At 65.1% G+C, this 24,709-nt stretch carries 38 protein-coding genes; 28 read left to right on the top strand and 10 right to left on the bottom strand.

Features of this window, described 5'->3' with window-relative positions:
- Positions 1-36: 36 nt before the first annotated feature.
- The 3 genes from G9C85_RS02615 to G9C85_RS02605 form a co-directional block, all read right to left on the bottom strand.
- On the bottom strand, positions 37-279 hold the full coding sequence (locus G9C85_RS02615) for a HalOD1 output domain-containing protein (protein ID WP_166036622.1): 243 nt from the start codon (positions 277-279) through the stop codon (positions 37-39).
- A 222-nt stretch (positions 280-501) separates the two neighbouring features.
- Positions 502-1,152 (bottom strand): J domain-containing protein, encoded by a 651-nt coding sequence (locus G9C85_RS02610; protein WP_166036620.1) that lies wholly within the window; start codon positions 1,150-1,152, stop codon positions 502-504.
- Positions 1,136-1,381 carry a hypothetical protein gene (locus G9C85_RS02605; protein ID WP_240148768.1) on the bottom strand — a complete coding sequence of 82 codons (246 nt, stop codon included), beginning with the start codon at positions 1,379-1,381 and terminating at the stop codon, positions 1,136-1,138. Before G9C85_RS02605 ends, G9C85_RS02610 begins: the two co-directional genes overlap by 17 nt.
- A 187-nt stretch (positions 1,382-1,568) precedes the next feature.
- Between G9C85_RS02605 and G9C85_RS02600 the strand changes: the two genes are divergently transcribed.
- The 10 genes from G9C85_RS02600 to G9C85_RS02555 all read left to right on the top strand — a co-directional run bounded on the left by G9C85_RS02600 (position 1,569) and on the right by G9C85_RS02555 (position 4,421).
- Positions 1,569-1,892 carry a hypothetical protein gene (locus G9C85_RS02600; protein WP_205254297.1) on the top strand — a complete coding sequence of 108 codons (324 nt, stop codon included), beginning with the start codon at positions 1,569-1,571 and terminating at the stop codon, positions 1,890-1,892.
- Complete coding sequence (locus tag G9C85_RS02595; RefSeq protein WP_166036618.1) at positions 1,892-2,239, top strand: hypothetical protein; 348 nt, start codon at positions 1,892-1,894, stop codon at positions 2,237-2,239. Before G9C85_RS02600 ends, G9C85_RS02595 begins: the two co-directional genes overlap by 1 nt.
- The gene (locus G9C85_RS02590; RefSeq protein WP_166036616.1) at positions 2,239-2,433 is read left to right on the top strand and encodes a hypothetical protein; all 195 of its coding nucleotides are present in this window, start codon (positions 2,239-2,241) and stop codon (positions 2,431-2,433) included. The genes G9C85_RS02595 and G9C85_RS02590 overlap by 1 nt, the downstream gene beginning before the upstream one ends.
- Entirely contained in the window at positions 2,433-2,714 is a 282-nt protein-coding gene (locus tag G9C85_RS02585; RefSeq protein ID WP_166036614.1) for a hypothetical protein, read from the top strand. The genes G9C85_RS02590 and G9C85_RS02585 overlap by 1 nt, the downstream gene beginning before the upstream one ends.
- Complete coding sequence (locus tag G9C85_RS02580; RefSeq protein ID WP_166036612.1) at positions 2,711-2,935, top strand: hypothetical protein; 225 nt, start codon at positions 2,711-2,713, stop codon at positions 2,933-2,935. Before G9C85_RS02585 ends, G9C85_RS02580 begins: the two co-directional genes overlap by 4 nt.
- Complete coding sequence (locus tag G9C85_RS02575; protein WP_166036610.1) at positions 2,932-3,273, top strand: hypothetical protein; 342 nt, start codon at positions 2,932-2,934, stop codon at positions 3,271-3,273. Before G9C85_RS02580 ends, G9C85_RS02575 begins: the two co-directional genes overlap by 4 nt.
- Entirely contained in the window at positions 3,266-3,544 is a 279-nt protein-coding gene (locus G9C85_RS02570; protein WP_166036608.1) for a hypothetical protein, read from the top strand. The genes G9C85_RS02575 and G9C85_RS02570 overlap by 8 nt, the downstream gene beginning before the upstream one ends.
- 165 nt (positions 3,545-3,709) lie before the next feature.
- Positions 3,710-3,913, top strand: a complete 204-nt coding sequence (locus tag G9C85_RS02565) for a hypothetical protein (RefSeq protein ID WP_166036606.1) — start codon at positions 3,710-3,712, stop codon at positions 3,911-3,913.
- Positions 3,910-4,191 carry a hypothetical protein gene (locus G9C85_RS02560; RefSeq protein WP_166036604.1) on the top strand — a complete coding sequence of 94 codons (282 nt, stop codon included), beginning with the start codon at positions 3,910-3,912 and terminating at the stop codon, positions 4,189-4,191. Before G9C85_RS02565 ends, G9C85_RS02560 begins: the two co-directional genes overlap by 4 nt.
- Entirely contained in the window at positions 4,191-4,421 is a 231-nt protein-coding gene (locus tag G9C85_RS02555; RefSeq protein ID WP_166036602.1) for a hypothetical protein, read from the top strand. The genes G9C85_RS02560 and G9C85_RS02555 overlap by 1 nt, the downstream gene beginning before the upstream one ends.
- Positions 4,422-4,673: 252 nt before the next feature.
- Here G9C85_RS02555 and G9C85_RS02550 read toward each other — a convergent pair whose 3' ends face one another.
- Entirely contained in the window at positions 4,674-5,396 is a 723-nt protein-coding gene (locus G9C85_RS02550; protein WP_166036600.1) for a hypothetical protein, read from the bottom strand.
- A gap of 367 nt (positions 5,397-5,763) precedes the next feature.
- Here G9C85_RS02550 and G9C85_RS02545 point away from each other — a divergent pair, with 367 nt between their 5' ends.
- The 4 genes from G9C85_RS02545 (at position 5,764) to G9C85_RS02530 (ending at position 8,958) form a co-directional block, all read left to right on the top strand.
- A complete protein-coding gene (locus tag G9C85_RS02545; protein ID WP_166036597.1) occupies positions 5,764-6,429 on the top strand; it encodes a hypothetical protein in 666 nt (221 codons plus the stop codon).
- 81 nt (positions 6,430-6,510) lie between these two features.
- Positions 6,511-7,518 carry a Cdc6/Cdc18 family protein gene (locus tag G9C85_RS02540; protein WP_166036595.1) on the top strand — a complete coding sequence of 336 codons (1,008 nt, stop codon included), beginning with the start codon at positions 6,511-6,513 and terminating at the stop codon, positions 7,516-7,518.
- A gap of 676 nt (positions 7,519-8,194) precedes the next feature.
- A complete protein-coding gene (locus G9C85_RS02535; protein WP_166036593.1) occupies positions 8,195-8,575 on the top strand; it encodes a hypothetical protein in 381 nt (126 codons plus the stop codon).
- Entirely contained in the window at positions 8,575-8,958 is a 384-nt protein-coding gene (locus tag G9C85_RS02530) for a hypothetical protein (RefSeq protein WP_166036591.1), read from the top strand. The genes G9C85_RS02535 and G9C85_RS02530 overlap by 1 nt, the downstream gene beginning before the upstream one ends.
- Before the next feature lie 3 nt (positions 8,959-8,961).
- Here the strand turns inward: G9C85_RS02530 and G9C85_RS02525 are convergent, their stop codons facing one another.
- Positions 8,962-9,264: a hypothetical protein gene (locus G9C85_RS02525; protein WP_166036589.1), complete on the bottom strand. Its 303-nt coding sequence runs from the start codon at positions 9,262-9,264 to the stop codon at positions 8,962-8,964.
- Positions 9,265-9,610: 346 nt separating this feature from the next.
- Between G9C85_RS02525 and G9C85_RS02520 the strand changes: the two genes are divergently transcribed.
- The 12 genes from G9C85_RS02520 (at position 9,611) to G9C85_RS02465 (ending at position 14,974) form a co-directional block, all read left to right on the top strand.
- The gene (locus G9C85_RS02520; RefSeq protein WP_166036587.1) at positions 9,611-9,946 is read left to right on the top strand and encodes a PadR family transcriptional regulator; all 336 of its coding nucleotides are present in this window, start codon (positions 9,611-9,613) and stop codon (positions 9,944-9,946) included.
- Positions 9,946-10,173, top strand: a complete 228-nt coding sequence (locus G9C85_RS02515; RefSeq protein ID WP_166036586.1) for a hypothetical protein — start codon at positions 9,946-9,948, stop codon at positions 10,171-10,173. Before G9C85_RS02520 ends, G9C85_RS02515 begins: the two co-directional genes overlap by 1 nt.
- A 2-nt stretch (positions 10,174-10,175) precedes the next feature.
- The gene (locus G9C85_RS02510) at positions 10,176-11,864 is read left to right on the top strand and encodes a hypothetical protein (protein WP_166036585.1); all 1,689 of its coding nucleotides are present in this window, start codon (positions 10,176-10,178) and stop codon (positions 11,862-11,864) included.
- Positions 11,864-12,064 (top strand): hypothetical protein, encoded by a 201-nt coding sequence (locus tag G9C85_RS02505; protein ID WP_166036584.1) that lies wholly within the window; start codon positions 11,864-11,866, stop codon positions 12,062-12,064. The genes G9C85_RS02510 and G9C85_RS02505 overlap by 1 nt, the downstream gene beginning before the upstream one ends.
- Positions 12,064-12,840, top strand: a complete 777-nt coding sequence (locus G9C85_RS02500; RefSeq protein WP_166036583.1) for a hypothetical protein — start codon at positions 12,064-12,066, stop codon at positions 12,838-12,840. Before G9C85_RS02505 ends, G9C85_RS02500 begins: the two co-directional genes overlap by 1 nt.
- Before the next feature lie 103 nt (positions 12,841-12,943).
- Positions 12,944-13,090, top strand: a complete 147-nt coding sequence (locus G9C85_RS02495; RefSeq protein WP_166036582.1) for a hypothetical protein — start codon at positions 12,944-12,946, stop codon at positions 13,088-13,090.
- Positions 13,090-13,416 (top strand): hypothetical protein, encoded by a 327-nt coding sequence (locus tag G9C85_RS02490; RefSeq protein WP_166036581.1) that lies wholly within the window; start codon positions 13,090-13,092, stop codon positions 13,414-13,416. Before G9C85_RS02495 ends, G9C85_RS02490 begins: the two co-directional genes overlap by 1 nt.
- Complete coding sequence (locus tag G9C85_RS02485) at positions 13,406-13,885, top strand: hypothetical protein (protein ID WP_166036580.1); 480 nt, start codon at positions 13,406-13,408, stop codon at positions 13,883-13,885. The genes G9C85_RS02490 and G9C85_RS02485 overlap by 11 nt, the downstream gene beginning before the upstream one ends.
- The gene (locus G9C85_RS02480; RefSeq protein ID WP_166036579.1) at positions 13,878-14,168 is read left to right on the top strand and encodes a hypothetical protein; all 291 of its coding nucleotides are present in this window, start codon (positions 13,878-13,880) and stop codon (positions 14,166-14,168) included. Before G9C85_RS02485 ends, G9C85_RS02480 begins: the two co-directional genes overlap by 8 nt.
- Complete coding sequence (locus G9C85_RS02475; RefSeq protein ID WP_166036578.1) at positions 14,161-14,463, top strand: hypothetical protein; 303 nt, start codon at positions 14,161-14,163, stop codon at positions 14,461-14,463. Before G9C85_RS02480 ends, G9C85_RS02475 begins: the two co-directional genes overlap by 8 nt.
- A complete protein-coding gene (locus G9C85_RS02470) occupies positions 14,460-14,786 on the top strand; it encodes a hypothetical protein (protein WP_166036577.1) in 327 nt (108 codons plus the stop codon). The genes G9C85_RS02475 and G9C85_RS02470 overlap by 4 nt, the downstream gene beginning before the upstream one ends.
- Positions 14,783-14,974 (top strand): hypothetical protein, encoded by a 192-nt coding sequence (locus G9C85_RS02465; RefSeq protein WP_166036576.1) that lies wholly within the window; start codon positions 14,783-14,785, stop codon positions 14,972-14,974. The genes G9C85_RS02470 and G9C85_RS02465 overlap by 4 nt, the downstream gene beginning before the upstream one ends.
- Positions 14,975-14,981: 7 nt before the next feature.
- Here the strand turns inward: G9C85_RS02465 and G9C85_RS02460 are convergent, their stop codons facing one another.
- Positions 14,982-16,211: a tyrosine-type recombinase/integrase gene (locus tag G9C85_RS02460; protein WP_166036575.1), complete on the bottom strand. Its 1,230-nt coding sequence runs from the start codon at positions 16,209-16,211 to the stop codon at positions 14,982-14,984.
- A gap of 247 nt (positions 16,212-16,458) precedes the next feature.
- Here G9C85_RS02460 and G9C85_RS02455 point away from each other — a divergent pair, with 247 nt between their 5' ends.
- Both G9C85_RS02455 and G9C85_RS02450 read left to right on the top strand, forming a co-directional pair.
- Entirely contained in the window at positions 16,459-16,866 is a 408-nt protein-coding gene (locus tag G9C85_RS02455; RefSeq protein ID WP_166036574.1) for a hypothetical protein, read from the top strand.
- Between the two features lie 283 nt (positions 16,867-17,149).
- Positions 17,150-17,758 carry a HalX domain-containing protein gene (locus tag G9C85_RS02450; RefSeq protein WP_166036573.1) on the top strand — a complete coding sequence of 203 codons (609 nt, stop codon included), beginning with the start codon at positions 17,150-17,152 and terminating at the stop codon, positions 17,756-17,758.
- A gap of 45 nt (positions 17,759-17,803) precedes the next feature.
- On the opposite strand, the gene G9C85_RS02445 is transcribed toward G9C85_RS02450, so the two are convergent.
- The 4 genes from G9C85_RS02445 to G9C85_RS02430 form a co-directional block, all read right to left on the bottom strand.
- Complete coding sequence (locus tag G9C85_RS02445; protein ID WP_166036572.1) at positions 17,804-19,825, bottom strand: PAS domain-containing sensor histidine kinase; 2,022 nt, start codon at positions 19,823-19,825, stop codon at positions 17,804-17,806.
- Between the two features lie 196 nt (positions 19,826-20,021).
- Entirely contained in the window at positions 20,022-21,176 is a 1,155-nt protein-coding gene (locus G9C85_RS02440; RefSeq protein WP_166036571.1) for an acyl-CoA dehydrogenase family protein, read from the bottom strand.
- A 140-nt stretch (positions 21,177-21,316) separates the two neighbouring features.
- Entirely contained in the window at positions 21,317-22,828 is a 1,512-nt protein-coding gene (locus G9C85_RS02435) for a hypothetical protein (protein WP_166036570.1), read from the bottom strand.
- A 108-nt stretch (positions 22,829-22,936) separates the two neighbouring features.
- Positions 22,937-24,595, bottom strand: a complete 1,659-nt coding sequence (locus G9C85_RS02430; RefSeq protein ID WP_166036569.1) for a long-chain fatty acid--CoA ligase — start codon at positions 24,593-24,595, stop codon at positions 22,937-22,939.
- Positions 24,596-24,709 lie beyond the last annotated feature (114 nt).

Raw genomic sequence — 24,709 nt, 5'->3', positions numbered from 1 at the left:
GTTTCACTCGGGCGTCGAGACGGTGGCAACGATCTCCTATTCGGGGGAACAGTCCGCGATTTCAGAGATACTGACCGTTCCGTCGTTTTGAACAATCACCTTCTGCCCAGCGTACTGAAATTGGATTACTCCTTCATCTAAATCATCCACTATCGCATCTAGTGCTTCAGGATCAACAGAATCATACAAGGGAGGTAACTCCAACGTCTCGACGCCCGTCTGCGCTGATACGGACTGAAGAACCCGCATGGTAACGGAGAGGCTGTCTGTAGTTGCCATAATCCGCGTTGAAAACTTGTGGAGATAAGCGTATCGGAGACCCACCGCGATTACCAAGACTGATATTTGGATAGACCTGAGCAAGTCATATGGATACCTACTCACCAAATTTGCTCCATCAGCTCTGAAATGAACCTCAATAAGCAAGATTTCCAGCAGTAGGTCCCAGCGTTCTGGACCAGAACTAGCCCCAGTAGCTAGTTAGCCGGGGAGAGATCGGCGTCAGTCGAGCAGAATGGATTCCGCTTTCCGCACTCGCGCAAACGTCTCCCGATCAGGGACTTCCCCGCTATCGGGATGGTGCTTCCGACTGAGGCGACGCACACTCGCCTCGACGACGTCCGGATCCGTGTCCGCGGTCACGCCGAGCACCTCGCGGGCCTCCGCTTCCGGCATCCCGTTTGACGACCGAGCGAGCGGCGCCGCGACCGCATCGGGCTCGCCATCGGCGGGCGGGAGGCGGGCGGTCGCGAACTCGCTCTGTCCAGTGCGGACCGGTCGGTCGTCCATCTTCCGCTTCTCGGTGAGGTAGAGCCCGAGCGCACGGGCGTTGTCGCGGAGACCAGTGTAGTGGTCGGCGGCGATCGCGTACTGTTCGCCATCCATCGACCAGCGCACGACGATCCCGGGGTCGTCCGGGCTCGCGTCCGCGTACGGGCGGCCGTCTCGCTTGCGGTGTGGGGCGGCGGTACTGATCCGGTAGTCGTCGACGTCGAGGCGGTCCTCGAGCTCCGTCTCAATCCCGGAGAGCGCCGAGGCGAGCGTCACCGAGAACTTGCTCGTGGACGCGCGTTCGCCGTCGGATGTTCGATCGAGCGTGGGTGGCCAGTCGATCTCGCCCCCCGTCCGGTCGATCTTACTCGGACTCGGCATCTTCACCACCGTTGCAGACGATGTCGCGGAGTTCGTCGCCGAGGTCGCCGTGGGCGTCGAGGGCTTCGAGGTCGCCCTCGAGGCGGTCGAGGCGCTTTCGGATGCGGCTGATGGTCTGGTATCGGTAGTCGTCGCTGATGTCTTCGTCTTCGCCGGAGATGATCTCGCGTTCGCGGTCGGTGAGGAGTGCACGGCGGTCGGCCATGACACTGGGTTGTGCGTCGCCCATACAGTATCTTGTGTACCCTGCTGCCAAAGGGATTGCGGATATACTGTCAACGTTGCGGCTATGATGCTAACCTTTATGGATATACAGCATAGTGTATACTATAGGAGGCGCGGGACGCCGGTCGCAGAAAGGCCGGGGCGTGCTGGAACACGCCCGACCGCGCTTCTTCACAGGAAGTGAGGAAGCAATGTCAGCTACGAACCCCCAACAGAAAAACGGTATCGCATCGACCCAGCGCCAGGTCACGCAGGACGTCGTCGACCAGATCGCGCGCTCGTTCACCCTCGGCACTGACGCCGAGGGCTACACGCACCACTACTACCGGCCCGCCGACGCCGTCGTCGTCTTCGACGGCCGCGAACTCGACCACGTCGAGCACCTGGACGGCCGCCGGCTCGAAGCCTGGGAGCGCTACATCGAAGGCAAGCGCGGGTGGCGGAGTCACGGCCCGCACAGCGAGATCGGGATCAGCGAGGACGACCGCCGGAAGCGCAACGGAGGCGACGACTGATGCCCGAGCACAACACCGAACTCGGACTCGAGGGCGTGCAGACCGAGCCGATGTCGGGCGGGATCGCGTTCGACCTCGTCACGCGCCAGCCGCTGTTCGTCGTTCGCGAGGTCGCGGACGGCCTCGCCGAGTACCACGACGAGGAGGACTTCGATCTCCTCGGGTACAAGACGCATCCGTACCTGCCGGTGCGTGCGGACGACACCGTCTACGAGTGCGTCTACCTCTCCGACATCACAATCGACGGCGTCCACACGTGGGGAGACACGCAGACGTACGACTTCCCGCGCGGCCGCCTCGCGCACGTCCCGATCGAGCAGGCCTGGAGTACCGGAGGTGACGACTGATGGGGCACTACACGTGCGACCGCCCCGGCTGCGAGACCGAGTACACCGTCGGCGAAGACGAACCGACCGACGGCATGTTCGTCTCCTACTCGGTGAGCCCGCACGACGTCGACGACATCGACAAGCGCGCGTTCGCACTGTGCGCGGGCTGCGCTCGCGGCCTCGAGGCCGCTCTCCCGGAGGGAAGCGACTGATGCCCGCGCACCTACCTGAGTACGAGATGAGTGCGGCGACGCGCGACCAGCTCGCGAGCGACCTCCGCGAGGCGACCGACGGCGTCGACAACGACATCATGTACCTCCTGGAGCTCGTCGCGGACAGCCTCGAGAACGAGAGCGCGTTCGAATCCGACCGTCAACGCCTCCAGTGGGCGGTCTCCCAGCTCTGCCAGGAGACCGACTTCGTCCCCGTCCTCGACAAGGTCGCCGCTACCGATGAGATCTCGCCCGGGTGCCAGGAGGTGCGTGAGCTATGACTCCTGCGCCACGCGGCACGTTCGCAGTCACGTTCGAGGAGCCTCGCGGGCCGAAGAAGCGCCTGCGGTTCACGCGCATCGAGCGTAGGACGCCAGGCACGTGGTGGCAGACCACCGAAGAGTTGACCGGGTGTGGGTGGCGGATCCTGGACCGCGAGCGCGTCGACGACGTCAGCCTCGAGATGGACGCTCCAGCGGTCGCCACGGGGCCCCAGCCATGAGCGCCACCACCAGCGGCGGCGACACGAACACGATCGTCGCAGTCACCGAGCGCGACATCCGCGCCGCCTGCGAGTACCTCTTCGTACACTCCCTCCGGGACACGCCCGGGTGCTATCACGTCTACGGCGAAAGTGGCGCGCAGTACTTCGTCGACCTCCGCAGCGGGATGTGCACGTGCGAGGATGCGCAGTACCGGTGTCCCGACGGTGGGTGCAAGCATCGGCGGCGCGTCGAGTTCGAGCTCGGCGAGCGCGAGATCCCCGGTTGTATCAAAGAGCACGATATGGATCCGCGGCTCGTCGACGCGCTCGACAGTGTGGTGGGTGAGGATGCCTGAAGTGTTCGCGGACGACGTCGACCAGGACGAGGTCTACGTCGTGAAGGGTGGCGGGGAGCACACGCGGTATCACGTCGACGAGGACTGCGAGCCGCTCCAGCGCTCGCACCGCGGGTCGAAGGCGGTGCCGGTGACGCACCGGGTGCTTCGCGGCCTCGAGCTGTGTGGATCGTGCGGGAGCCCGGCGGAGCGGGCCGGGACGCGGCCGACGCTCGCGGCAACGCTCCGGAACGACTACAGCGCCGACGACATCGGAGGCCACAACGCATGACCGACCAGACTGCTACATCTACGAGCGGCACCGCAAATTTTACCCCTTTCCGAAATAGCATCAGTGAGTTAGGCAACATGTCTGAGGGGGCGTGGGAACTCCCCCCACTCTGCCCCCTCCCACGTCCTGTAGACGGTGAACGCGTAGCCGTGGGTGGTGATTGGTATGTCTGAGGACGGAACTTCACGGTTCGTTCCCACCGGTCGGTACCTGGTCGTCTCCGATGGCGGGGCCGATGAAGGGCGAATCGAAGCGGGGCCGTTCGACAAGGTCACAGCCGCGATCAAGGAGAAGAATCGACTGAACCGCGAGAGCCACTGGATGTGCTCCTACGCGGTCGACCACGAGATGAAGGAGGTCGACCGATGAGCGATTGCGACCGATGCGGCGCGTGGCTCGACGACGTTGAGCGCGGCGACCCGAGTGGACTCTGCTTTGACTGCAAGGGCGTCGACGAGAGCTGGCCCTGGAACCCCTGGCGCTGCGATGCCTGCGGCTGGTTCACCGGGGCGGCGCACAACGGGGTGGAACACGACTGCTCCGAGGAGATTCCCGGCGAGCAGACGACCTTAGTTGCGGCTACGGACGGCGGTGAACGGTCTGGTAAGTCCACACCGGGACCTGACCAATTCGGGGGTGGCGAGTGATGGTGCTCGGAGAGGCGCGCGAGCTCTCGTTCGCACATCCGAACACGGAGTTCTACCTGCCGAGCTATCCACGGACGTACTCGAGTGCGGGTATCCACAATGGGGAACCGACCGGCGAGGTCGTCTGCGTCGCCTGCTGGGAGAGCCACATGAACGTTGACGAAATCGAGCACGAATCGACGTGCCCCCAACGCCACGTCCATTCGCGATACTACCGCAGCCAGCAGTAACCATTCGCGTCTATTTCGTAAAGACGGCCTTCAGCGCAATTGCGCCGACGACCAGCGATCCGACGAGAGCGACGGTATTCGCGCTCTCGCTCGTGGTTGTCACTTCGGGCTTGCCGTATGGCGGTAAGACGTCCAGTGTTGTTCTCTTCAGGGTGTATCACCTCCGTTTGCTATCCGAGTAGATGGCCGCGAGGTACTTGTATGGCGATGAAGGGGTGGACCCTGAGAGAGGATCCCTGTGCTACTCGTGGTCTATTCGTCTGGGATGTAGGCGTGTGGCAACACTTCGTCTACTATGAAGTGCGCGAACTCGCTGCTGGTTATGTCACCTCCGCTCTGATCTCTGTAGATCTCGACGTACCCGCTCTTCGTGAGCGTCATGTAGAGGCGCCGGTCACGCCATTCGAGGTTCTCGTAGCTAGTCTGAACCCTCGAATCTCCAATTCGCTTGGTCAGGCTATCTGAGCCTGCGTTGGGGCCTGATGCTCGAATCGACGATAGTTGGCCCTCCGTATCTGGACCGATAACGTCTCGCAGAGTGGCCTCTGAATGCTCGCGGGCGAAGGACTCGGTGTCGATTCTTGCTTCCATAATGTTCGACCCCGTGATCTGTTCGAAGATGTTTCGCGCTGCTGGCGATCCCGTGCTTCGCGGAATCCAGGCTTCGCCTTTGATGTAGAGGAACGGCGTCTCGTTGATCTGCCGTTCTTTCCGTTCCTCGTCGACCTCGAGCTTCCCGGTCTCAGTGATTCGCTTGGTCTTGATATCGACCAGCTCTTCCCGGTAGATGGTCCCTTCGGCGAAGGATGGGCCATCGAGAGAGGTCTGGAATCCGTCTGACCGTGGGTCGAGCGTCGATCGTAGTTTGTGTTCGTGTTCGATTCGTTCGAGGGGAGAGTTCGGACTCGTGAACCCGTCCCCAGGCGTCGTGACGAGGTTGATAGCTCCAGCTTTCATGGATATCTGTTGCTGCAATGGGGTGGACGCCTGCGGTGGGCCACTTGGCCTAAACGAACAGGTCCGTTTAGGGTAGGTGAGCACGTAACCCTGTATGCAGGAGCATCGGTGAGCTCCACCCCGCGGTTCTCCGACGCGGGAGGAACACTCCATCCGGATCTTTGGAAGGGTCCTCGGCTGGGGGGTTTCTCCCGGTCGGGGGCTTTCTACGGTCGGTACCAGACTACTCGTGCAATAGTATCTGGTTCGTGTGTGTTGCTGTATCTCTTTATATGCAGCCAACAAGTATTAAAGGGCACACTTGGATTAATCGAAATAGAAGAGAGTTGGGCTACTCCAAATCACCATACGACACCGGTTTCGTGAAATAGCCCGAACTTCATCCATGGCGAAGTCCGATACCGAGAAACAAGCCTCCGACTCGAAGGCCACCGATGGCGAGTTGATCGATTTAATCATGCGTGCAACGAAGGACGACGATCCTCCAGCGCTGTTGACCTCCCAAATCAACGAGATTGGGGAATACGATTACTCCAGTACTGGCTTGAACAACCGTCTGGAGACGCTCAACGAGCAAGGCGTTCTTGGTCACCAGAAGGCTTCCGGAAGGCACATGTGGTGGATTGGGGAAGGAGACAAATCACCCGAAGGACTCCCCTCGTTAGAGGATTTAGTTGAGTATGAGGAACTCGACCCAGAGAAATTCTCGGAGGATAAAGGCCGAGAGATAGCTCAAACTGTGATTCCGGGCTACGAATCTACCTACTGGGACTCATTAGAGTCACTCGGAAATCAACTCATGTTCCTCGGAGTAGGACTTTTTGCACTATCTATCTTACTCGCAACAACCTTCTCTCAAGATGTCCCAAATATAGTATCAGGAGTCGTAGTCTGGTTTGCTCTGGCCAGTCTATTTGGTGCTTTCTTGGGGAAGCTTGGAGGGGGTATAGGAGAAATATTCTACCAACGAGGGAGGTTTTCGGCTGAACCCTTTGACGGCCAAAGACCTATCCTCTATCTTTTAAGGAGTTTACGTGATCGTTTCACGTAGCAAACTCTACCTTTTGCACACCTCTGCACGGTTCGCACACCCCCCACTGGGCTTATACCATCACACGGTGACACCCTCGGTATGCAGATCGACTCGCGCGTCCTCGACCACCGCGAGATCCCGCGACAGGAGCTCGTCGTCCACCGAAGCGACGAACTCGCGACCCTCCGCCAGCTCCTCAGTCGTGCCGAAGAGGGCGGCACGCCGTCATCCATCTACCTGCTCGGTCCCTCTGGTGTCGGGAAGACGATGACCGCCCAGGTATCGCTCCGGCAGGCTCAGGAGCGAGCGAGCATCACTTCGGCGTTCGTGAACTGCTGGCGTTACTCGTCGAAGCGTGACGTCCTCCTCGAGGTCGTCGACGACACGCACCCCAAGGCCGTGCATGCGTCGTCGACGCCAGTCGCGGAGCTCCAGCAGCGCCTCGACGACGACCCCGGCGAGCCTCGGATCGTGATCCTCGACGAGGCCGACCAGCTCCAGGAGCCGGGCGTGCTCTACGATCTCGTTGATGCGCCGCGGACGGGCGTGATCGCGATCGCAAACACGGAGGGCGCGCTCCTCCAGGGCGTCGACGACCGCATCCGATCGCGGTTCGCCGCCGCGCACCGCCTGGACTTCGAGAACTACGCAACAGCGGAACTCGTGGAGATCCTCGCACGCCGCGCCGAGTACGGCATCGACCGCGGGGACGTCCCGGAGGGTGTCCTGGATGAGCTGGCGCAGGCGGCGAACGGTGACGCTCGCATCGCGATCGCGGCGCTGCGGGTCGCCGCTGAGAGCGCGATCAACGCCGATCGGGGCGAGGTGGCTGCGGTAGACGTCGAGGACGCAGTATTAGAGGCGCACGAATTGGTGCGCGCCGAGCACTTGGAGCGGATCAACGACCACCAGCGCGCGCTGTATGACGTGATCGTTGAGCAGGGGCGTGTGCTGACGGAGGCGTTGGTGGGTGAGTACCAGAGTCGGGTTGCGGATCCGATGGCGCGGCGGACCGTGATGAAGCATCTGGGGAAGCTCGAGGAGTACGGCCTGGTCGGGAGCGTTCACGAGGGCGGCGGGAAGGCGTGGTACCAACGGAGTACTTAAGATTTGTGCTGAGGGGTGACATACCGAAGAGTTGAGAACTGTTTTGTAGGTGGCATCTGTCGTATTGGGTGGCGAAAGCCCGGGGCCGCCGAGCTGGGTGGTCTCGTATTAAAGCAAGACATGAGGCTGACAACAGAATCAGACACGATGACCAACACCCGTCTGGTGTTGGTGGTTGGAACGATTCTCGCAGTCGTCGGCCATCCGATGGGCGAGCCCCTTGTGGCGCTCTCGATCGGGTCGATGTTCGGGACGACTGTGCAGTAGGAGGCCGGGCCACCGGCCCCTACTCATCCGCTCTGACTTACCGCTATCTGTGAATCTTCCATAGCAAGACATGAGGCTGGCAACCTGTTTCGGAGGTTGCAAGCCACCGGCCTACGCAGGCTGACAACTGTCAGACACTCGATCTCACCTTATCGAGAGGATACAATATCGAGTGACATACAGCTGTGCACCATGGGTAGGCCCAGGTGCAACCCAGAGTTCTCAACCGAACGGCAAAAATCTTGCGCTGGCACCAGAGTTACCCCACTCGTTCGAACACTCTCGCCCGTGGGGTAACAATTATTTGAATCCACCTCGAGACGCCGTTTCACGTCTTGTTTCGGTGGTTCGCATGGTTCGCATACCCCCTGAACGGGCTAAGTGGTCGCCACGCAACACTCCGGTTGCAATGGGAACTGCACCACGACGTCGACAGCAGCGCGATGGATTGGCAGGGCTGCCGCTCGCTGCGGCGGCCGACACTGAGACGCTCAGCGGGCGCGACCTCCCCAGTGGGTGCCCGTACGACTGGGTGAGTGTCGAGAGTCAGGAGGACGAGCACGTGTTCCGGGTGCGCGTCCGCTCGGCGTTCGAGTCCTGGGAGGTTCAGGTTCCGATTGGGCCGGGCGCGCATGACGGCGGCCTTGAGGACGCGTGGATCCAGGACCCCGGCGGGTACGAGGACCAGCCGCTCGCGGAGTGGGTCGCGTGCGCGCTCATTGTCGCGGAGCTCGCGTCGACGGACCGATCGTTCGACTGGCTGGCGCTCACCAGCGGGGGTGGGGCGTGATGTCCGAGTCCGACGATTCGCGGTCTCATCGCCAGGAGCTCATAGCGGGCCCGGAAGAGCAGGACGAGGACTCCAAGAAGGGGTTCTCGGGTGTGCGGTTGCGGCCGGCGCGAGCGCGCGAGCTCGACGAGCGCCAGCTTCCGACGGCGTGTGATGTGGAGCGCGTGCGCGTGGAGGTCAATCAGCGTGGCGACCAACTCGCGGTGCGGGTGCGGACGCTGCGGGACTCCTGGACGATTGAGGTTGCGCGAGAGAGCGCTCGCGTCACATCGCAGGGGAACTATCGGCCGGGTGTCCCGCCGTGGGTGGCGACGTTGCTCACGGATCTGTCGATCGATCGGACGATGGACTGGCGAGAACTGACCACGGGCCAGAACGAATAGATGTCAGGACTCGGGCTCCAGGGTCGACGCGTCCAGCTCCTCATCGAGATAGGCCTCGCCCTGCTCGGTGATTCCGTACAAGCCTTCGTCGACCATGTAGAGGAGTCCATACTCGGCGAGTTTCCTGCACCGTTGACCTGCCCACTTGCGCCCGATGTCAACCCGCGGGACCATGCCTTCCCGGCTAACCGCTTTCGGAGTCAGATTGCCATCATCGCGAATCGACTCCAGTATACGGTCGTCGGCTTTGGTCATCCAGTCCGCGGACTGACGCATGTCATCGGTTGCTGGGTGGGCAGTACTCATAATTCCCGTGTAACGAGCACCAATATGACCCATCGGGACTTTATCCTTCTCCTACTGGAACCAGCACCGTGCGTCAGTAAACGCTACCTACCCGCTGGGTAACTTATTTGTGCCTGGGGGGTAACCATACAGGTGGAAGCCACGCAACGCGCCGCTATGGGGGTAGAACGAAAGATGCCCCGGGTGCGCCAACACCCGCGGCGTGGCTTCCCACCCTGTCGTCCCGATCTGGGACGCGCGAACGAGAAGCCATGTCAACGAACGTCCACGGCCTACTTAAGATTCAGGCCACGACCCGAGCAGTATCACAGTCCAGTAACCAGCCGCTTCCCGGAGGTGCGGGCGCATGAGCGCCGACACCAGAGGCGGCGCCGACCCCGGCCCCAGCCCGACCGGCGCGGATCTCACGAAGTTCCAGACGCGAATCCTCCTGGTCCTCCACGAGGACCCCGACTACGGACTCGGTATCAAGCGCGCCCTCGAGGAGTACTACGGCAAGGAGGTCAACCACGGCCGGCTCTACCCGAACCTCGACCAGCTCGTCGACGCCGACCTCCTCGAGAAGAGCGAGCTCGACCGCCGGACGAACCAGTACGAACTCACCACGCGCGGGTACGGCGTCATCGAGGACGAACTCGACTGGATGCACGACCAGATCGACGGCGCCGGAGGTGACGCCTGATGTCCGAGCAATTCGGCAACCACCAGGACCGTTCAATTTTACCGAACGGTGGCGAGGTCGAGATCGAAGGCTTCGACGACGTGCGCGTATACGACCGAATCGAGTTCCACGGCCGGTTCGTCCACTGCATCAATAAGCAGGGCTATCAGCTCGACGTCTGGCCCGCCGACCGCGTCCGTGGCATCAACACGTACACGAAACACCTCGAAGACGAGGGGTGGTGGTAGCGATGTCGACCGACTCTTCCCCGGAGTATTCGCCGCTCGGTCGCGCTCGCGACGACCTCGAAGCACGCCAGCGCCAGGTCGCACTCCTGGAGCTGCTCGCCGACCGCGGCATCCAGCTCCGCGAGGCCTCCATCAGCAACGAGTCCGACACCGACGGCACGCCCGTCTACCTCGACGTCGTCGTCCCCGCCGGCGGCCTTCAGGACGTCGTCGACCCAATCCCGAGCGCCCAGGAGCGCGGGCTCGTCAACAAGATTGTCCCCAGTCCCGTGACGCCCGAGGAGGCTGTGGACTTCCTCGATGACTACGTCGCCGAACTCGACTCCGGACTCGACACCCTCCACGAGGACGTCCTCGACCTCGAGGAGCGCCTCGACGACCTCGATACCGGGCACGAGGCCGATCGTCTCCGGGACATCGAGTCCAGCATCCAGGGCCTGGAAGCACACGTCGATGCGATCTCGAAGCGCTGCGACCACCTCGACCAGCGCCTCGACGACGCCACCAGCGACCCCCTCGACGACATCAACCCCGGCGCCGAGACCGCGGACACCCCCGTCGACGGCCCCACGGACGAAGATGTCGAAGAGGCGATCGACGACGCCACCGTCGAGGAACGGAGCACCGAGGACCGTGGCGACCTCGAGATCGACACCGTCGACGAGGAACTTGATGGTCTCGAGACCGTCGACAACACCCCCACCCACGACAGCGACGCTGGAGAAGCTGACGACGACTCCGTCTCGAGCACGCCCGAGGCGGAAGCTGAGGGCGAGCGGACGAAGCCTGAGATCGTCGCGGACATCATCGACGAGCTCGGCGTCGAGGAGTCCAGCCCGTGCGTCAACTGGACCAAGGGTACCTGGGAGACGCTCGCCGACAGGCTCGACGTCGACCGCGAGGACGCCGACACGAAGGACGACGTCATCGGGGCCATCCACGACACACTCGATCTCGACAGCTCACGGAGCGGCGCCCCACTCAAGGACGACGCCCAGATCATCCTCGACGCTCTCCAGGACGACTCCAGCGAGGAGGACAATGTCGAGGACACCGCCGAGGGAAGGGACCCCACGGTTGCAAGTGGAGAAGACGCGGACGAAGCGACGTCTGACACCACCGAGTCCGCTGAACACGAATCCGAGGAGACCGACGACTCAGACGCCCCGGAGTCCACGATGTACGCTCCGAAGGAGGAGATCCTCGACGACGTCTGTCTGGCGCTCGGCGTCGCACCGCCCGAGAACGACTCGGGCACGGTGACGCATCGCGTCGCGCGCGACATCGCCGCCAAGCTCGACGACCGAGACCCCGACTCACTCCAGCTCAAGGACAAGCATGCGCTCTTCAGCATCATCGGGAACACCGTTCAGCTCGGCAACTGGCGCGGACGGAAGCCCGACCTCGAAGCCGTCCACGACCAGGTCGTTCCCGAAGCCCGCCAGTCCGGCGAGATGACGTTCGAAGAGATCGCCGCCGAGGCCGACATCCCCGCGTGGATGGACGAAGCCAGCTTCCACGTCGCCGCCGGCGACGCCGACTCGATCCGCGAGCTCGCTCACGATATCGGCTGGGAACGCGACCTCGACGACCTCCGCCGCATCACCTACTTCGCCGGCGCGTACGACGGCCTCCCCGAACCAGAAGCGAAGACGGACGCGAAGTACGCAGTCGCCGGAGGTGGTGCGTGATGCCGTTCGGACTCGTCCTCGGCCGTACCCTCGAGCGCGACGAGAGGACGCCCGACATCCCAGAGCTCCGCGAGCATCCGACGACCGGCGGCCGCACGATGTTCACGCCCACTGACTCCGACCCCGACTTCCCCGTCGAGGCGCTCGAGGCCGGCGAGTGGTTGAGTGGTCCGACCGTCGACCTCCGGGGGTGGGCGTGATGCAGGCAGGCATCCTCGGTATCACTGACGACCTCATCGACGAGCCCGCCGTCACGACCGGCAAGAAGGGCGGTGGCGTCACCATCGCGAGCGAAGCAATCACGTATCTGAGTGGAGAGACCGAGATCTACGAAGGTACCGCCGCTGGACACGTCGACACGACGAAACAGTTCGTCGAGACCGCCGTCAGCAGCGACGGTGACATCATCGACATCTTCACCTCCAGCGAGCCGGCACGACGCGAAGTCGCGGTGGACTTCACCGCCGACCTCACCGCGGACCCTGGGTTCGTCGCGGTCTCCAGTACGGACGGCGAGTTCCTCTGGGAGCACCTGTCTGCCGCGAAGGATACGTGGATCGAGCGTGCCGTGATCGACTTGAACTCGTTCGCTGGTGCGCTCGAAGACGAAGACGCGGACGTCTGGCAGGTCGGCGAAGAGCAGGCGAGCGAGAACGGGTACGTCAGCATCGACTACCACGACGCCGCCCACCCACCCTCTGGCGGGAGTCACGTCGTCCAGCTCGGATTCGTCTACCCGTGGAACAGCACGGTCGTCCGCGGCACCATCACCGAGAGCGGATACGTCGCCGTGTATGCCGGCGCCACCCAGGCTGCGACGTGGGGGCGCTGGCTCCGTGAGGAGGTCCTTCCCCACGTTGCTCTCCCCGAGGGGCCGACGTGCGATCGTTGCGGGAACGAGCCAGAGCGCGGCCTCAAGGACGGTCTCTGCATCGTCTGCCGAGATCGGGCTGACGAAGACGGGAGTGAGGCCTGATGCCGGGCCCCGACCTCGTCGACGTCACCCGAACCGGTGACGGCATCCAGTTCCAGTTCCAGTTCGGCCTCACCATCCCCATCCTGTCGAAGCGAGGTGGATCATGAGCGCGGAAGACTTCCGCGACCAACTCGACCGCGCACTCGAGACCGCCGTCGCCGGCGACGCCGACCTCGAGGACGTCGAAACCGCACTCGACGACGCGAAGGGACGCCTCCAGCAGGTCCGCGCACTCCGAGGTGAGGCGTGATGTCCCTCGAGCGATTCGAGCACGCACAGGAGCTCGTCGAGGGCGCCATGCAGGGCCCAGAATCACACGAGCCGGGACTCCGTCTCCGACTCTGTCACGCCAGGTCGCGGCTGGCGTGCCTGTCGGACAGCGAGCGCGGGACACCTATCACGCGCGAGCGCTGGCTCCAGGAGGCCGACGAGTTCCTCCAGGAGGCCGACACGCTCGCCACCCACGAGGGCATCACGAATACGATCCGGGACGCTCAGCAGCTCCTCAAGGACCCCGTCATCTGCGAGCGCGCCACCCGAATCCACGCCGACGGAGGACAGCACGATGCCGAGTGAGCAGACGACGGACGCTATCTCACGCGAGTGGCCGTCATCCGGGGACCACGACGGGACCAGAGTTTTCGCCACCCCGAACGGCGCGAACTACCACGATGACCGCGACTGTTACCACCTGGACGACCGGACCGTCGTCGGATGGGACAAGAGCGCAGCGTGGTACAAGGGATACGACCCCTGCGGTGACTGCGCTACCTGGCCCGATCACTGTGTCAGCACCGACGGCGGCACGCCCGCAAGCGATACCTACCAGAACCCGCTGGAGAAGATAGCCGGGAAGACCGAGGTCGAGACGGAGTGCACCAGTCCATCCTGCGCCTGGACGGACACAGTCGAGCTCGACGAACCGGCTACGCTCGACGAGTACGGCGAACGGATCACGCTCCCGGGATTCCGCTGGGAGTGCCCGAAGTGCGGGAACCCGCACGAATTCGTCATCGAGGGCGCGGTGGTGAGCAACCTTGTCTGAGCACTCTGCGGACGGTGCCGAAGACGAGTCGGTAGATGGTCCGTTGTGGTGTCCCTGGTGTAAGGCCGTAATCGCCATCGACGGAGAACTCGTCACAAGCGAGGGAGGAGCCTACTGGCACGCCTACGACCACCGGGACAAGGGGAGCCACGCTGTAACCGTCATGGAGGCCTTCGAGGTGCTGGATACGGTCGAGACGGAACAGCACAAGATTTCGCCGCCATCCAGCGGGAACAGCCGTTCAGTGGAGACAGGGGCTGAACGGGAGGCCGAGGATGTCTGAAGACCTCCAGATCCGACAGATGTGCCAGGAGTTCCTCGATGGCGAGATGCGCCAGGACGAGTTCGTCGGCTGGTTCATCGAGTACGCCGCCTGGAACTGGTCGACGACGTTCTGGTGTCACGTCATGCGGCCGAAGTCGAATCACGATCACGTCGGCGACCACATCGAGACGACGAGAATCGGTGGTGACGATCGTGCGGCCAGCCCGTGGACGGGCCCGATCGTGCTGCTCGCCGCGATTACCATCCTCTGCGCTGTCGGACTCACCATCGCCTCAGGAGGTGTCCCGGCGTGAGTCGCGTCCAGGACTACGGCACCTGGGAGAACGTCCCCGATCCGGTCGTCACCAAGCACGCCGCCGATCGCTGGGATCAACGCACCCCACCCGACAGCGTCAGCCCAGAAGCCGCGTGGACGGAGGGCTGCGAGATGCGGCTCGAATCCCGAACCGAGTTCCGGTCGATCGACGAGGCTCGCTACCACCAGCCCACGGAGACCGTGCTGCTGCGGTACACGAGCGTCATTCGAACCGTCCTCGCCGCCAGTGGCCCCGAGAGTACGCGCATCGTCCGCGATGCCGTCGCGAACCAATTCCAGACCGACCTCGACCCATCATGAGCACAGCCCACACCCCAGACGACAGCACCACCGACGAGCCCGACCCTCGCGAACGCCGGTTCAACGCGCTCGAAGCAATCGAGGACGAGCTCCGAGAGATCGCCGCACTCAACGCTCCGTTCTCGGCGCGCGCCCAGGCCGCACTCGACGACCTCGAGGACTACCGCCAGGAGGAGACCGATGAGTAACGAGTCTTCAGTCGTCGCTGTCGAAGCTGATGCGGAGGCCGGGGACGTCGTCGGTGGTCTCCTTGATCTGCATGATGGCCTCAGCGGCTTCGGGATGCTCGGCGATCGTTTGCATCATGTCCTGGTCCTGCTCGGCCGCCTCCGCGTGCGCGTCGTGGTCGATAGCCTGCCCGCACCACATGCACCGACTCTCGCTCGCGGGCGTCTCGCGGTCACACCGCGGGCAGGGGACCGGCGCGAACTCGTCGTCGGTCTCGTCCTCCGCGACCTCGAGGCCCATCATCGCAGCGTACTCGTCGCCGACGTCGTCGTCGAAGATCCCGGTGTAGCGCGCGACTGCGTCCGACCCGTGGACGCGGCCCTGGCGGCGCTCGATGTGGCGTGCGTTCATCCCCTGTCGGCAGAGCCACGCAAGGTTGCTCTTCCGGAAGGCGGTGGGCGTGACGGTCTTCTCGACGCCAGCGCGCGCGGCGGGGCGCTTGAACATGTCGAGGAACGCGTTGTAGGAGAGCGCATCCGGATTGGAGAGCTTCGACCAGATCGGGTCGTCGCCGCCGCCAGGGTGCTCGGACAGCCAGCGGTTCACGTGCGGCGTCGCCGGGATCAGGTCGACCGAGCGCTGGCCGGTCTTCCCGTCGACGCGGACGGCGAGCCCGTGCTTCGTGTCGCTGATGTCGCCGACGGTGAGGTCCTTGAGTTCGCCCCCACGCAGACCGGCGTCGAACTGGAGCGCGATCGCGGCCTTGTCGCGCGCGTTCCGGCAGTGCTGGAGCATCGGCTCGACGTCGTCCTCCCACCGCAGCATCATCTGCGGGTCGGGGCTCGGGTCGTAGTCGTTCGGGAGCGTCGAGGACACCCAGTCGATCGACGCCGGGGGGTCCTCGCCGTTCTCGTCGGTCGTTCGTCGCCCGAAGACGCGGAGTGCGACCCGGTAGTCCTGGTTGGTCTCCGGGCTGGCGTCGAGGTCGTACTCGGAGTGGATCCAACGGACGACCTCCTCGGCCGCCTCCCTGTCCTCGAGCGTGTCGGCGAGCGAGGCCGGCGCGTGCTCGGCGATCCTGGTGAGGTGCCGGAGGAGCTTCTCGTGTCGGTGATGCCCGTAGCTCTCGCGAAGCAGGTGGAGCTGGTCGCTGAACTCGATGAGGACGTCGACGTCGCGATCGTCGTCCACGTCGCGTTCTCCCTCGCGGATCTTCCGTCGGAGTGTGTCGACGGCGCGTTCGGGGTCGCTGACCATATCCTTGCCATTATAGGATGGACGTTAAGCATTTGGTTCAAAGCCCCCTCCTGGCTTGTCGCTCCGAACGACGGTGCGGAGTGTTCTGGCTCGTCGCGTTGGCTGGTGGGAGGGGCGCGGTCGTGGTTGTTCGGGGGTCGGGTGGTCGTGGTTCGGTAGTGGGCAGTTCGTGGTCGTATTTCGGAAATCACGTGCTAGGTGACGTTGGGCGTAGGTTTTTTCGGCGTGTAGTGCGCTCCCGTGTAGTATGGCCGTGACGGACCCTGTTGACGGGGAGGCCGTGATCGAGTCCTGGAACGGCGCGTTCCGGGCGTTGTCCGCGGAGCCACGGCGGCAGATCGTGGTGTCGCTCCTCGAGGCGCCCGAGGGGCGTGAACTCGAGTTGCCGGAGGCGGCGAATCCGCCGTTCATGTTGCTCGACCCGGAGGAGTTGTGCGTCGAACTGGTGCACGAGCATCTGCCGATGTTGGCGGCGCGGTCGTACGTGGAGTGGGAGCGCGAGCCGCTTCGCGTGCGTCGCGGGGAGTCGTTCGACGAGGTGGCGTCGATACTGCGGTCGTTGATGGATTGCGCGGATTCGATCCCCGACGGGATGGTCGATGGTTGTCAGCGCCTCGAGGAACAGCGGCGGTATCCGTCGGACACGTCGCCGTAGGCTCGACGTGGCGGCCTCGGTCAGGTCGCCGTGGTCTGCGGTCGAGTCGTCGACTGCTGGCCGGGCCGGCGGTTGCGCACCGAGTCGTGTCGGTCGCGGTGACGTCTCGCGTTGCGTGAACTGTTCACGTGGGGGACGCGTTCGGTCGGTGTGGGCGACCGGGACGACGTGCCCGGCCCGTTCCCGGCGACGTCGTCGCCGGCACTTGTCCACGCCGCATGAAGTATCAGAAGTTAGGGCAGTGGTCGCGGCATTTATGAATCATTGACTCATTGGGTCGAACGTGGCAGCCAACGACGGACAAGAGGGAGGTGGTCCACCCGGGTCGGGACTCGAGGTGCTCGTCGTGGACGACGAGTCCCGGCTAGCGGACCTGTTCACCGCCTGGCTTACGACCGAGTACGAGGTGGAGGCCGCCTACGACGGCGAGTCGGCGCTGGAGCTCATGAGCGAGTCCGTCGAGGTCGTCCTGCTGGACCGGCGGATGCCTGGCCTCTCCGGCGACGAGGTGTTGGCGGAGATCCGCGACCGCGGCTACGACTGCCGCGTCGTGATGGTGACCGCGGTCGACCCCGACTTCGACATCATCGAGATGGGGTTCGACGACTACCTCGTCAAGCCCGTGTCGAAGGACGAACTGATGGACGTCGTCGAATCCATCCGCGGGCGGTCGACGTACGAGACGGACATCCAGGAGTACTACGCGCTCGTCTCCAAGAAGAGCCTGCTCGAGTCCGAGAAGTCAGAGCGCGAGCTCGCGGACAACGACGAGTACCAGGACCTCACGGAGCGCGTCGACGAACTCCGCGGGCGCGTCGACCAAGCCGTCGATGGGATGGAGGACCACGACGACTTCGTCGGCGCATTCCAGGACCTCCCCGGCGAACAGTAGTCGGGAACGCGACGCAGCCGCGTTCACGCCGCTTCGACACTCGACTCAGACTGCTTCGACGTCCGTGAACTCGAAGCGTGCACCGCCGTCATCGTTCTCGACGACGTCGACGTGCCAGCCGTGCGCGGACGCCACCTCTCGGACGACCCACAGCCCGATACCGAGTCCGTCGTCCGACGTCGTGAACTCGGAGTCGAACGCGTGCTCGCGGATCTCCGCGGGCATCCCCGGGCCGTCGTCGGCGACGTAGAACCCCGTCGACGAGGCGTCGTCGCTAGTTCCGAACCTGAACCCGCCGGCGCGATGCTCGATGGGGCCGACGGTGACGGTGACGTCCCCGCCGCCGTGCTCGATCGCGTCACCGGACTGCGTCCGGTTGCTCGTGGAACCGTGTTCCACGCTGTTCCGGAACAGGTTCTCGAACGACCGGAGGAGGCGCGACCGATCCGCCCCGAAGTGCAGGTCGTCGTCGACTTCCAGGGTCGCGTCCTCGGTCTCGACGTTCGACCACGCCTCCCGGGCCAGTCCCTCGAGCGTCACCGGTTCGGTCTCCGTGACCGTCTGGCCCTGTCTCGCGAGCGCGAGGACGTCACCGACGATGTCCTCCATCCGGTCGAGGCCGTCCCCGACGTGTTCGAGGTACGCCGCGACCTCCGGCGAGGCAGCTTCGCGAGCGAGGTCGAGGTAGCCCTGGGACACCCCGAGTGGATTCCGGAGGTCGTGACTGACGATGCTCGCGAACGCCTCCAGGCGCTCGTTTTGGCGTTCGAGCTCTCGCTCCCGGCGCTTCCGTTCGGTGATGTCGCGGACGACGCCGACGGTCCCGCGTAACTCGTCGTCGAACGGCAGCAGTGCAATCTGGGCCTCGCCGGGGTAGGGGTCGCCGGTCTTCGGGATGACCTGGACTTCCTTCGTCGCCGCGGTCATCCGCTCGGCTTCGTACATCTCGCGGACGAGCTGTCGGCCGGCGTCGACGGCCTCGTCGTCGAGGACGATGGAGATGTGTTCGCCGAGCAAGCCTTCGCGCGAGTACCCCGTCATCTCCATGAGGCCGTTGTTCACGGTCATGAAGTGGCCGTCGGAGTCGAGCGCGTACATGCCGTCGCCGACGGTCTCGACGAGGCGCTCGTAGCGCTTCAGGGTGCGTTCCTGCTGGTCGATACGCCCGCGGATCGCCATCGTGTCCAATACGTACGACACTGTCCGGGATATCTCCTCGATCCCGGAGACCGCCATGTCGTCGAACCCGTCGGGGTCCCGCGAGTACACGCCGAGGATGCCGTACAGTTCGTCCTCGACGTACAGCGGTGCGACGATGGCGCTCTCGCATCCGTAGTCGCTCGCGGCCTGCGCCCACGGGACGGTCAGCGAGTGATCGGTGACGTCCTGGACGACCTGTACCTCGCGCGTTCGGAGCGCCCGGTCGACGACGCCGCCGGTCCCGACGGGGAACGTCGTGCTCACCGGCCAGTCGTCGATGCCGGCGGTCACCCAGGGGACGACCTGGCCCTCGCCGCGGTCGTACTCGCCGATGAACGAGAACGCGTACCGGCCGCCGAGCGTCAACTGCTCGCAGACCGCGGCCTCGATGTCCATCGGGGACTCCGCGTCGACGAGCGCGCGCTTGACGTCGCGGACGACGTCCTCGGGCCGGTTCCCGCCCGGCGGGCCGGCGTCGCTCCCGCCCGGCGTCCTGACGACGGAGTTCGCGACCCAGCCCGCGAACGCGTCGTCGCTCCCCGGTTCGCCGATGCCGTCGAGGTACTCGACGACTTCCATGATCGCGGCGCCGTCGCCGCGGTCGGTCTCGTACTCCGAGAGCACGAGCAGCGTCAGCTCCGGGTGGCGTTCGCGAGCGGCCTGGAGGATCGCGGGGGCCGCCTGGACGGTGTCGACGTCCGTCACGACGCAGTCGGGGTCGTCGGCGGCGAGCTGGTCGATGATGCCGTCGAAGCCGGCGGCGGTCTCGACGTCGACGTTCGGGTACGACCACTCCAGGGGTGCGGCCAGTCGGTCCCGCAACTGTGCGTCGTTGCTGATGACGAGGACGGCATTCGTCGCGGTCATCTGGTCAACTCTCCGGTCGGACCACTGGCGGGCGATGGTCCACGCTACCTATCTCCTCCCTTCACCAGAACGCGTAATAATGCTTGTCGTTGTAGCGAACAGTCGCCGAGAACGCGGGCGCACTCGACGGTTCGAATCTATCGCTGCGTCGAGGCGCAGGTGTCAGGTGCTGGGCCGCTGCGTCGAGGCGCAGGTGTCAGGTGCCGGGGCGCTGCCCGTAGACGAGGTTCCGCTGGACTTCGTTCGCGCCCTCGTAGATGACGGGGATGCGGACGTCACGGTACACTCGCGATATCCGTCGGTCGGTGAACACGGAGCGGCCGCCGTGGAACTGCATGCCGCGTTCGGCGCAGTCGACGGCGGTCTCGGTCGCTCGCGTCTTCGCCATCGCCGCCCAGTACCCGGCGTCCTCGTGGTTCTGTACCTTGTCGGCGGCTCGCCACGTGAGCGCTCGCGCGCTCTCGAAGTCCATGAGCATGTCCGCGAGTCCGTGCTGGACGGCCTGGAACTCGCTGACTGGGCGACCGAACTGTTCGCGTTCGTGCGTGAACTCCCAGGCCTCCTCGATGGCGGCGGCGGCGAGCCCGAGGCCGTGGCCGGCGACGACGACGCGACCCATGTTGAAGAACTCCGCGAGCATCAGGAACCCGTTGCCCTCGAACCCGATGAGGTTCTCCTCGGGGATGCGTGCGTCCTCGAGCGTGATGTGCGCTTGCTTCGAGGCACGGAATCCCATCTTCTCGGGGACGTGCTCGGCCTCGTACCCGTCGACGTCCGTCGGCAGGACGAACAGCGAGTGGTTCCCGTAGCGGTTGTCGGAGTCGTCCGTGCGCGCGTACAGCGTGATCCAGTCCGCTTCGACGCCGTTCCCGATCCAGTACTTCTCGCCGTTCAGGACGTACTCGTCGCCGTCCTTCTCGGCGGTCGTGTCCACGCCCGAGAGGTCGCTGCCGGTGTCGGGCTCGGAGACCGCGAGCCCAGAGATCTGCTCGCCCTCGGCGACGGGCCGGAGGTACTCCTCCTTCTGGTTCTCGTCGCCGTGGTCGTAGAGTATCTCGCACCCGAAGCTCGCGAGCTGGAGCGTGAGCGCGATGCCGGCGTCGGCGCGATAGAACTCCTCGGTGAGCGCGAGGATCTGGTGGATGTCTAGGCCACGACCGCCGTACGCCTCGGGGATGTCTTGCGCGACGAGGTTCGCGTCCTGGGCCGCTTCGAGGATCTCCCAGGGGTAGTCGCCGGTCCGGTAGTACTCCTCGGCGTTCGGTGCGACGTGCTCCGCGGCGAACTCCCGGGCCTCCTGCTTTACGTCCCGGGCGGCCTCGGGAACGATGCTATCGTCGAGAAGTTCCATGCTCCGGCTTCGGGCCTCGGATACAAATAGCGTGGGGCGAACTGACTGGGGAGCGTACGGCGACCGTGAGGTCGCCGTTTCAGGGGCGAACTGACTGGGGAGCGTACGGCGACCGTGAGGTCGCCGTTTCAGGGGCGAACTCAGTCGACCGAGACCCGGTACGTCGCGCCTTCGAAGCCGAACGTGGTTGCGCCGACGACCGACGCGAGCCACGTCCTCGCGCGGTCGATCGTGGCTGGCTCCGCGTGATACAGTACGGAATCGACGCGCTCGCCGTCGACGCCGTCGCGGAGGAGCGCGACTGCGCTCCGGATGGCCGCGCACTGGAGGACCTGTTCGCGTACGGGCCGTGGCGCGTCCGAACTCCCGTTGCGGGCGACGCGAACCGACGCCGGCGCGGACTCGTCGGCGGTGGTGTGGGCGTGTGCGGTGCCGTCGCGGACGTCGACGTGGTCGATCGCGTCCGCGGTGTCGAGTGGGGGTTCGTTGCCGACGACAGTGAGGAGTGCCGCCCGCGGCCCGCTCTCCACCGACTCGCTGCTCGGGCCGGCGTCGGTGCTGGGGCCGGGGTCGCGGCCGGGGATCGTCATCGAGAGCGGGTACCCGACGGCGTACCGGCCCTGTCCGAGTCCGCCGACCGCGTACCGGGTGCCGGCGTCGGGAGCGTCCGGGTCGGTGTAGAACTGGAGGGCGAGCGTCGACGTCTCGCCGGGGAGAAGTCTGCGTCGTGCTGGCCCGCCGGTCAGTGGCGCGATGGGGTACCAGGACCCGGCGTCGAGCTTGTAGAGCGTCCAGGCGCGTTCGTCGACCGTGACGGCGCGACGCAGGTGGTTGTGGAGGTCGAGCGTCGTCGTCGCGCTCGGCAACCCGACCTGTTCGGCGTCGGGCGCGACGTACAGCCGGTGGCCGGCGTCGTGGTACCAGTGCGTCGTCTCGAACCCCGGGAGGCCTGGAACGGACGCGTCGGCGTACGCGGACTCCTCCGGTCGCTGGACGAAGAAGGGAGCGACGTGGAACGACCAGCCGGCGTCGGCCTCGAACCGGTACTGGTCGGGCTGGAGGCACCGGTCGTTCGCCCACGGCGTCACGAGGTAGTACTCGCGTTCGAGGGCGTCTCCTGGCTCGAGCGTCCTGCTCCCGGCCGTCGGTTCGTCTGGGCCGACCGGGAGCCGGGGGCGCCAGCAGCCGCGGTCGCGCCGAACGAGTTCGTCGAACTCGACGCCCGCTCGGCGCGGAACGACGTAGAGCCGGCGACCGCCGTCGGCGGTCGCGCCCTCGTACGTCGAGAACGGGGGCGTCGCACCGACGGGTACGTCGACGGATCGGTCTGCGGTCTCGCGGACGGCCACGCGGAGGTAGACGGTCGCGGGCGCCTCGCGCGACGGCGGATTCGCGAACCCGAGCGTTACTTCCAGTCCGTCCGGAACGTCCTCGGGCGTCGTTACGGCGACCTCGTGGTCGTCGGTTCCAGGGACCGCGAAGCCCCGCGAGAGCGAGCTCGGGTCCGCGTCGAAGCCGAGGGTTGTCGTCGACGCCGTGGTCTCGGAGACGTCGAACGTCCCCCTCTCTGGGTCTTCGGACTCGAGGACCGAACACCCCGCGAGGGTGGAGGAGCCTGCAGCGACGGCGGCGAGGAGGGCACGGCGACGCATGCAGGGGCGTTCGGCGTGAAGGACAAAAAGCCCGGGTTTGTCCGCGGACGCCGCGCCCCAACTCGGCTGCGGCGACGAACGGTCCGCGGCGTCGTGGTTCGAACGGGTTCAGTCGTCCTCGGGCGCGGCCTCGTCGGGGACCTTCCCCTCGACGAGGCTCTCGTCGGCGTACTCCTCGCGCAGCACCTTCTTGTTGAACTTCCCGGTCGCGGTCTTCGGCACCTCGTCGATGAACAGGACGTCGTCGGGCACCCACCACTTCGGGTAGTCCGCCTCGATCGTCGACAGCGCCGCCTCGCGGACGGCGTCCTCCTCGGCGCCCTCCGACGGTACGACGAACGCGACCGGCCGCTCCTGCCAGCGCTCGTGGGGCACTCCGATGACGGTCGCCTCCGCGACGTCGTCGACCGCCATCAGCGCGTTCTCGAGTTCGACGCTCGAGATCCACTCGCCGCCGGACTTGATGACGTCCTTCGCCCGGTCGACGATCTGCACGTACCCCTCCTCGTCGACGGTGACGACGTCGCCGGTCTTCAACCAGCCATCTTCGAAGTCCTCCTCGTTCGCCTCCGGCCGCTCGAAGTACTCCTGGGTCACCCACGGGCCCTTCACCCAGAGCTCGCCGAAGTCCTCGCCGTTCCACGGCACTTCGGACCCGTCGTCGCCGACGACCTTCATCTCCAGACCAGGCACGAGGAGGCCCTGCTTCGCGCGCTTCTGGTACTGCTGCTCCTTGCTCCACTCGTCCATCCCCGGCTTGAGGTGCGCGGCGGTTCCGAGCGGGCTCATCTCCGTCATCCCCCACGCGTGCAGGACGGTGACGTCGAACTGCTCGTCGTACTGCCGGATGACGGACTCGGGTGCGGCGGACCCACCGATGACGATGGTCTCGAGCGACGACAGGTCGACCTCGTTGTCCTTCGCGTACTCGAGCAGCCCGAGCCAGAGCGTCGGGACGCCCGCGGTGACCGTGACGTCCTCCTCCTCGATGAGTCGCGCGACGTCCGCGGGCTCCGGCGACGGCCCCGGATAGACGTGCTTCGCGCCGGCGGCCGTGCACGTGAACGGGAGCCCCCACGCGTTTACGTGGAACATCGGCACGAGCGGCATCACTACGTCCTCAGCTCCGAGGTCGAGGCCGGACTTCGGGAGCGTCGCCATCGTGTGCCCCCACAGCATCGACTGCGTGTACTCGACGCCCTTGGGCTTCCCCGTCGTCCCGCTCGTGTAACACATCCCCGCGGGCTGATCGCCCGGCAGGTCCGGCCAGTCGTACTCGGTGTCGTAGCCCGCGACGAAGTCCTCGTAGCTCGTGACCGGCTCCAGGCTCGTCTCGGGGACCTCGCTGCTCGTCACGACGAACTGGGAGACGCCGTCGAACGCCTCGTCGTCGGCCGCGCCCTCGAGCTTCTCGAGGAGCGACGGACTGACGAATATCACCTTGTCGTCAGCGTTCTCGACGATGTACTGGATGTGGTGGTCCGGGAGCAGCGGATTGATCGTGTGCAGCTGTGCGCCCATGCTGGGCACGCCGAAGTACGTCTCGAAGTGCCAGTGGTCGTTCCAGCAGAACGTCCCGACGCGGTCGCCGCGCTCGACGCCGGCGTCGTCGAGCGCGTGCGCCAACTGCGCGACTCGGTCTGCGTACTCCGCGTACCCGTACCGCTTCTGGCCCTCGAGCGTCCGAGAGACGATCTCGCGGTCCGAGAACAGCTTCGATGCGCGCCACAGGAACGGTCGAAGGGTCTGCGATGAGCCTCCTGGCATATCTCGCCAAACCACGGGCAGGTGCTTGTGCTTTGCCCACAACTGGCGAGGGTGCCAGGATGCGACGGCCTCCGTCCTCGACGCGCGCGAGGGTCCACGATGGCACAAGTGCTA

Origin of the sequence: Halorubellus sp. JP-L1 (assembly GCF_011440375.1) — an archaeon.
Classification (GTDB): domain Archaea; phylum Halobacteriota; class Halobacteria; order Halobacteriales; family Natrialbaceae; genus Halorubellus.
This window is presented reverse-complemented; position numbering and strand designations above follow the sequence as displayed.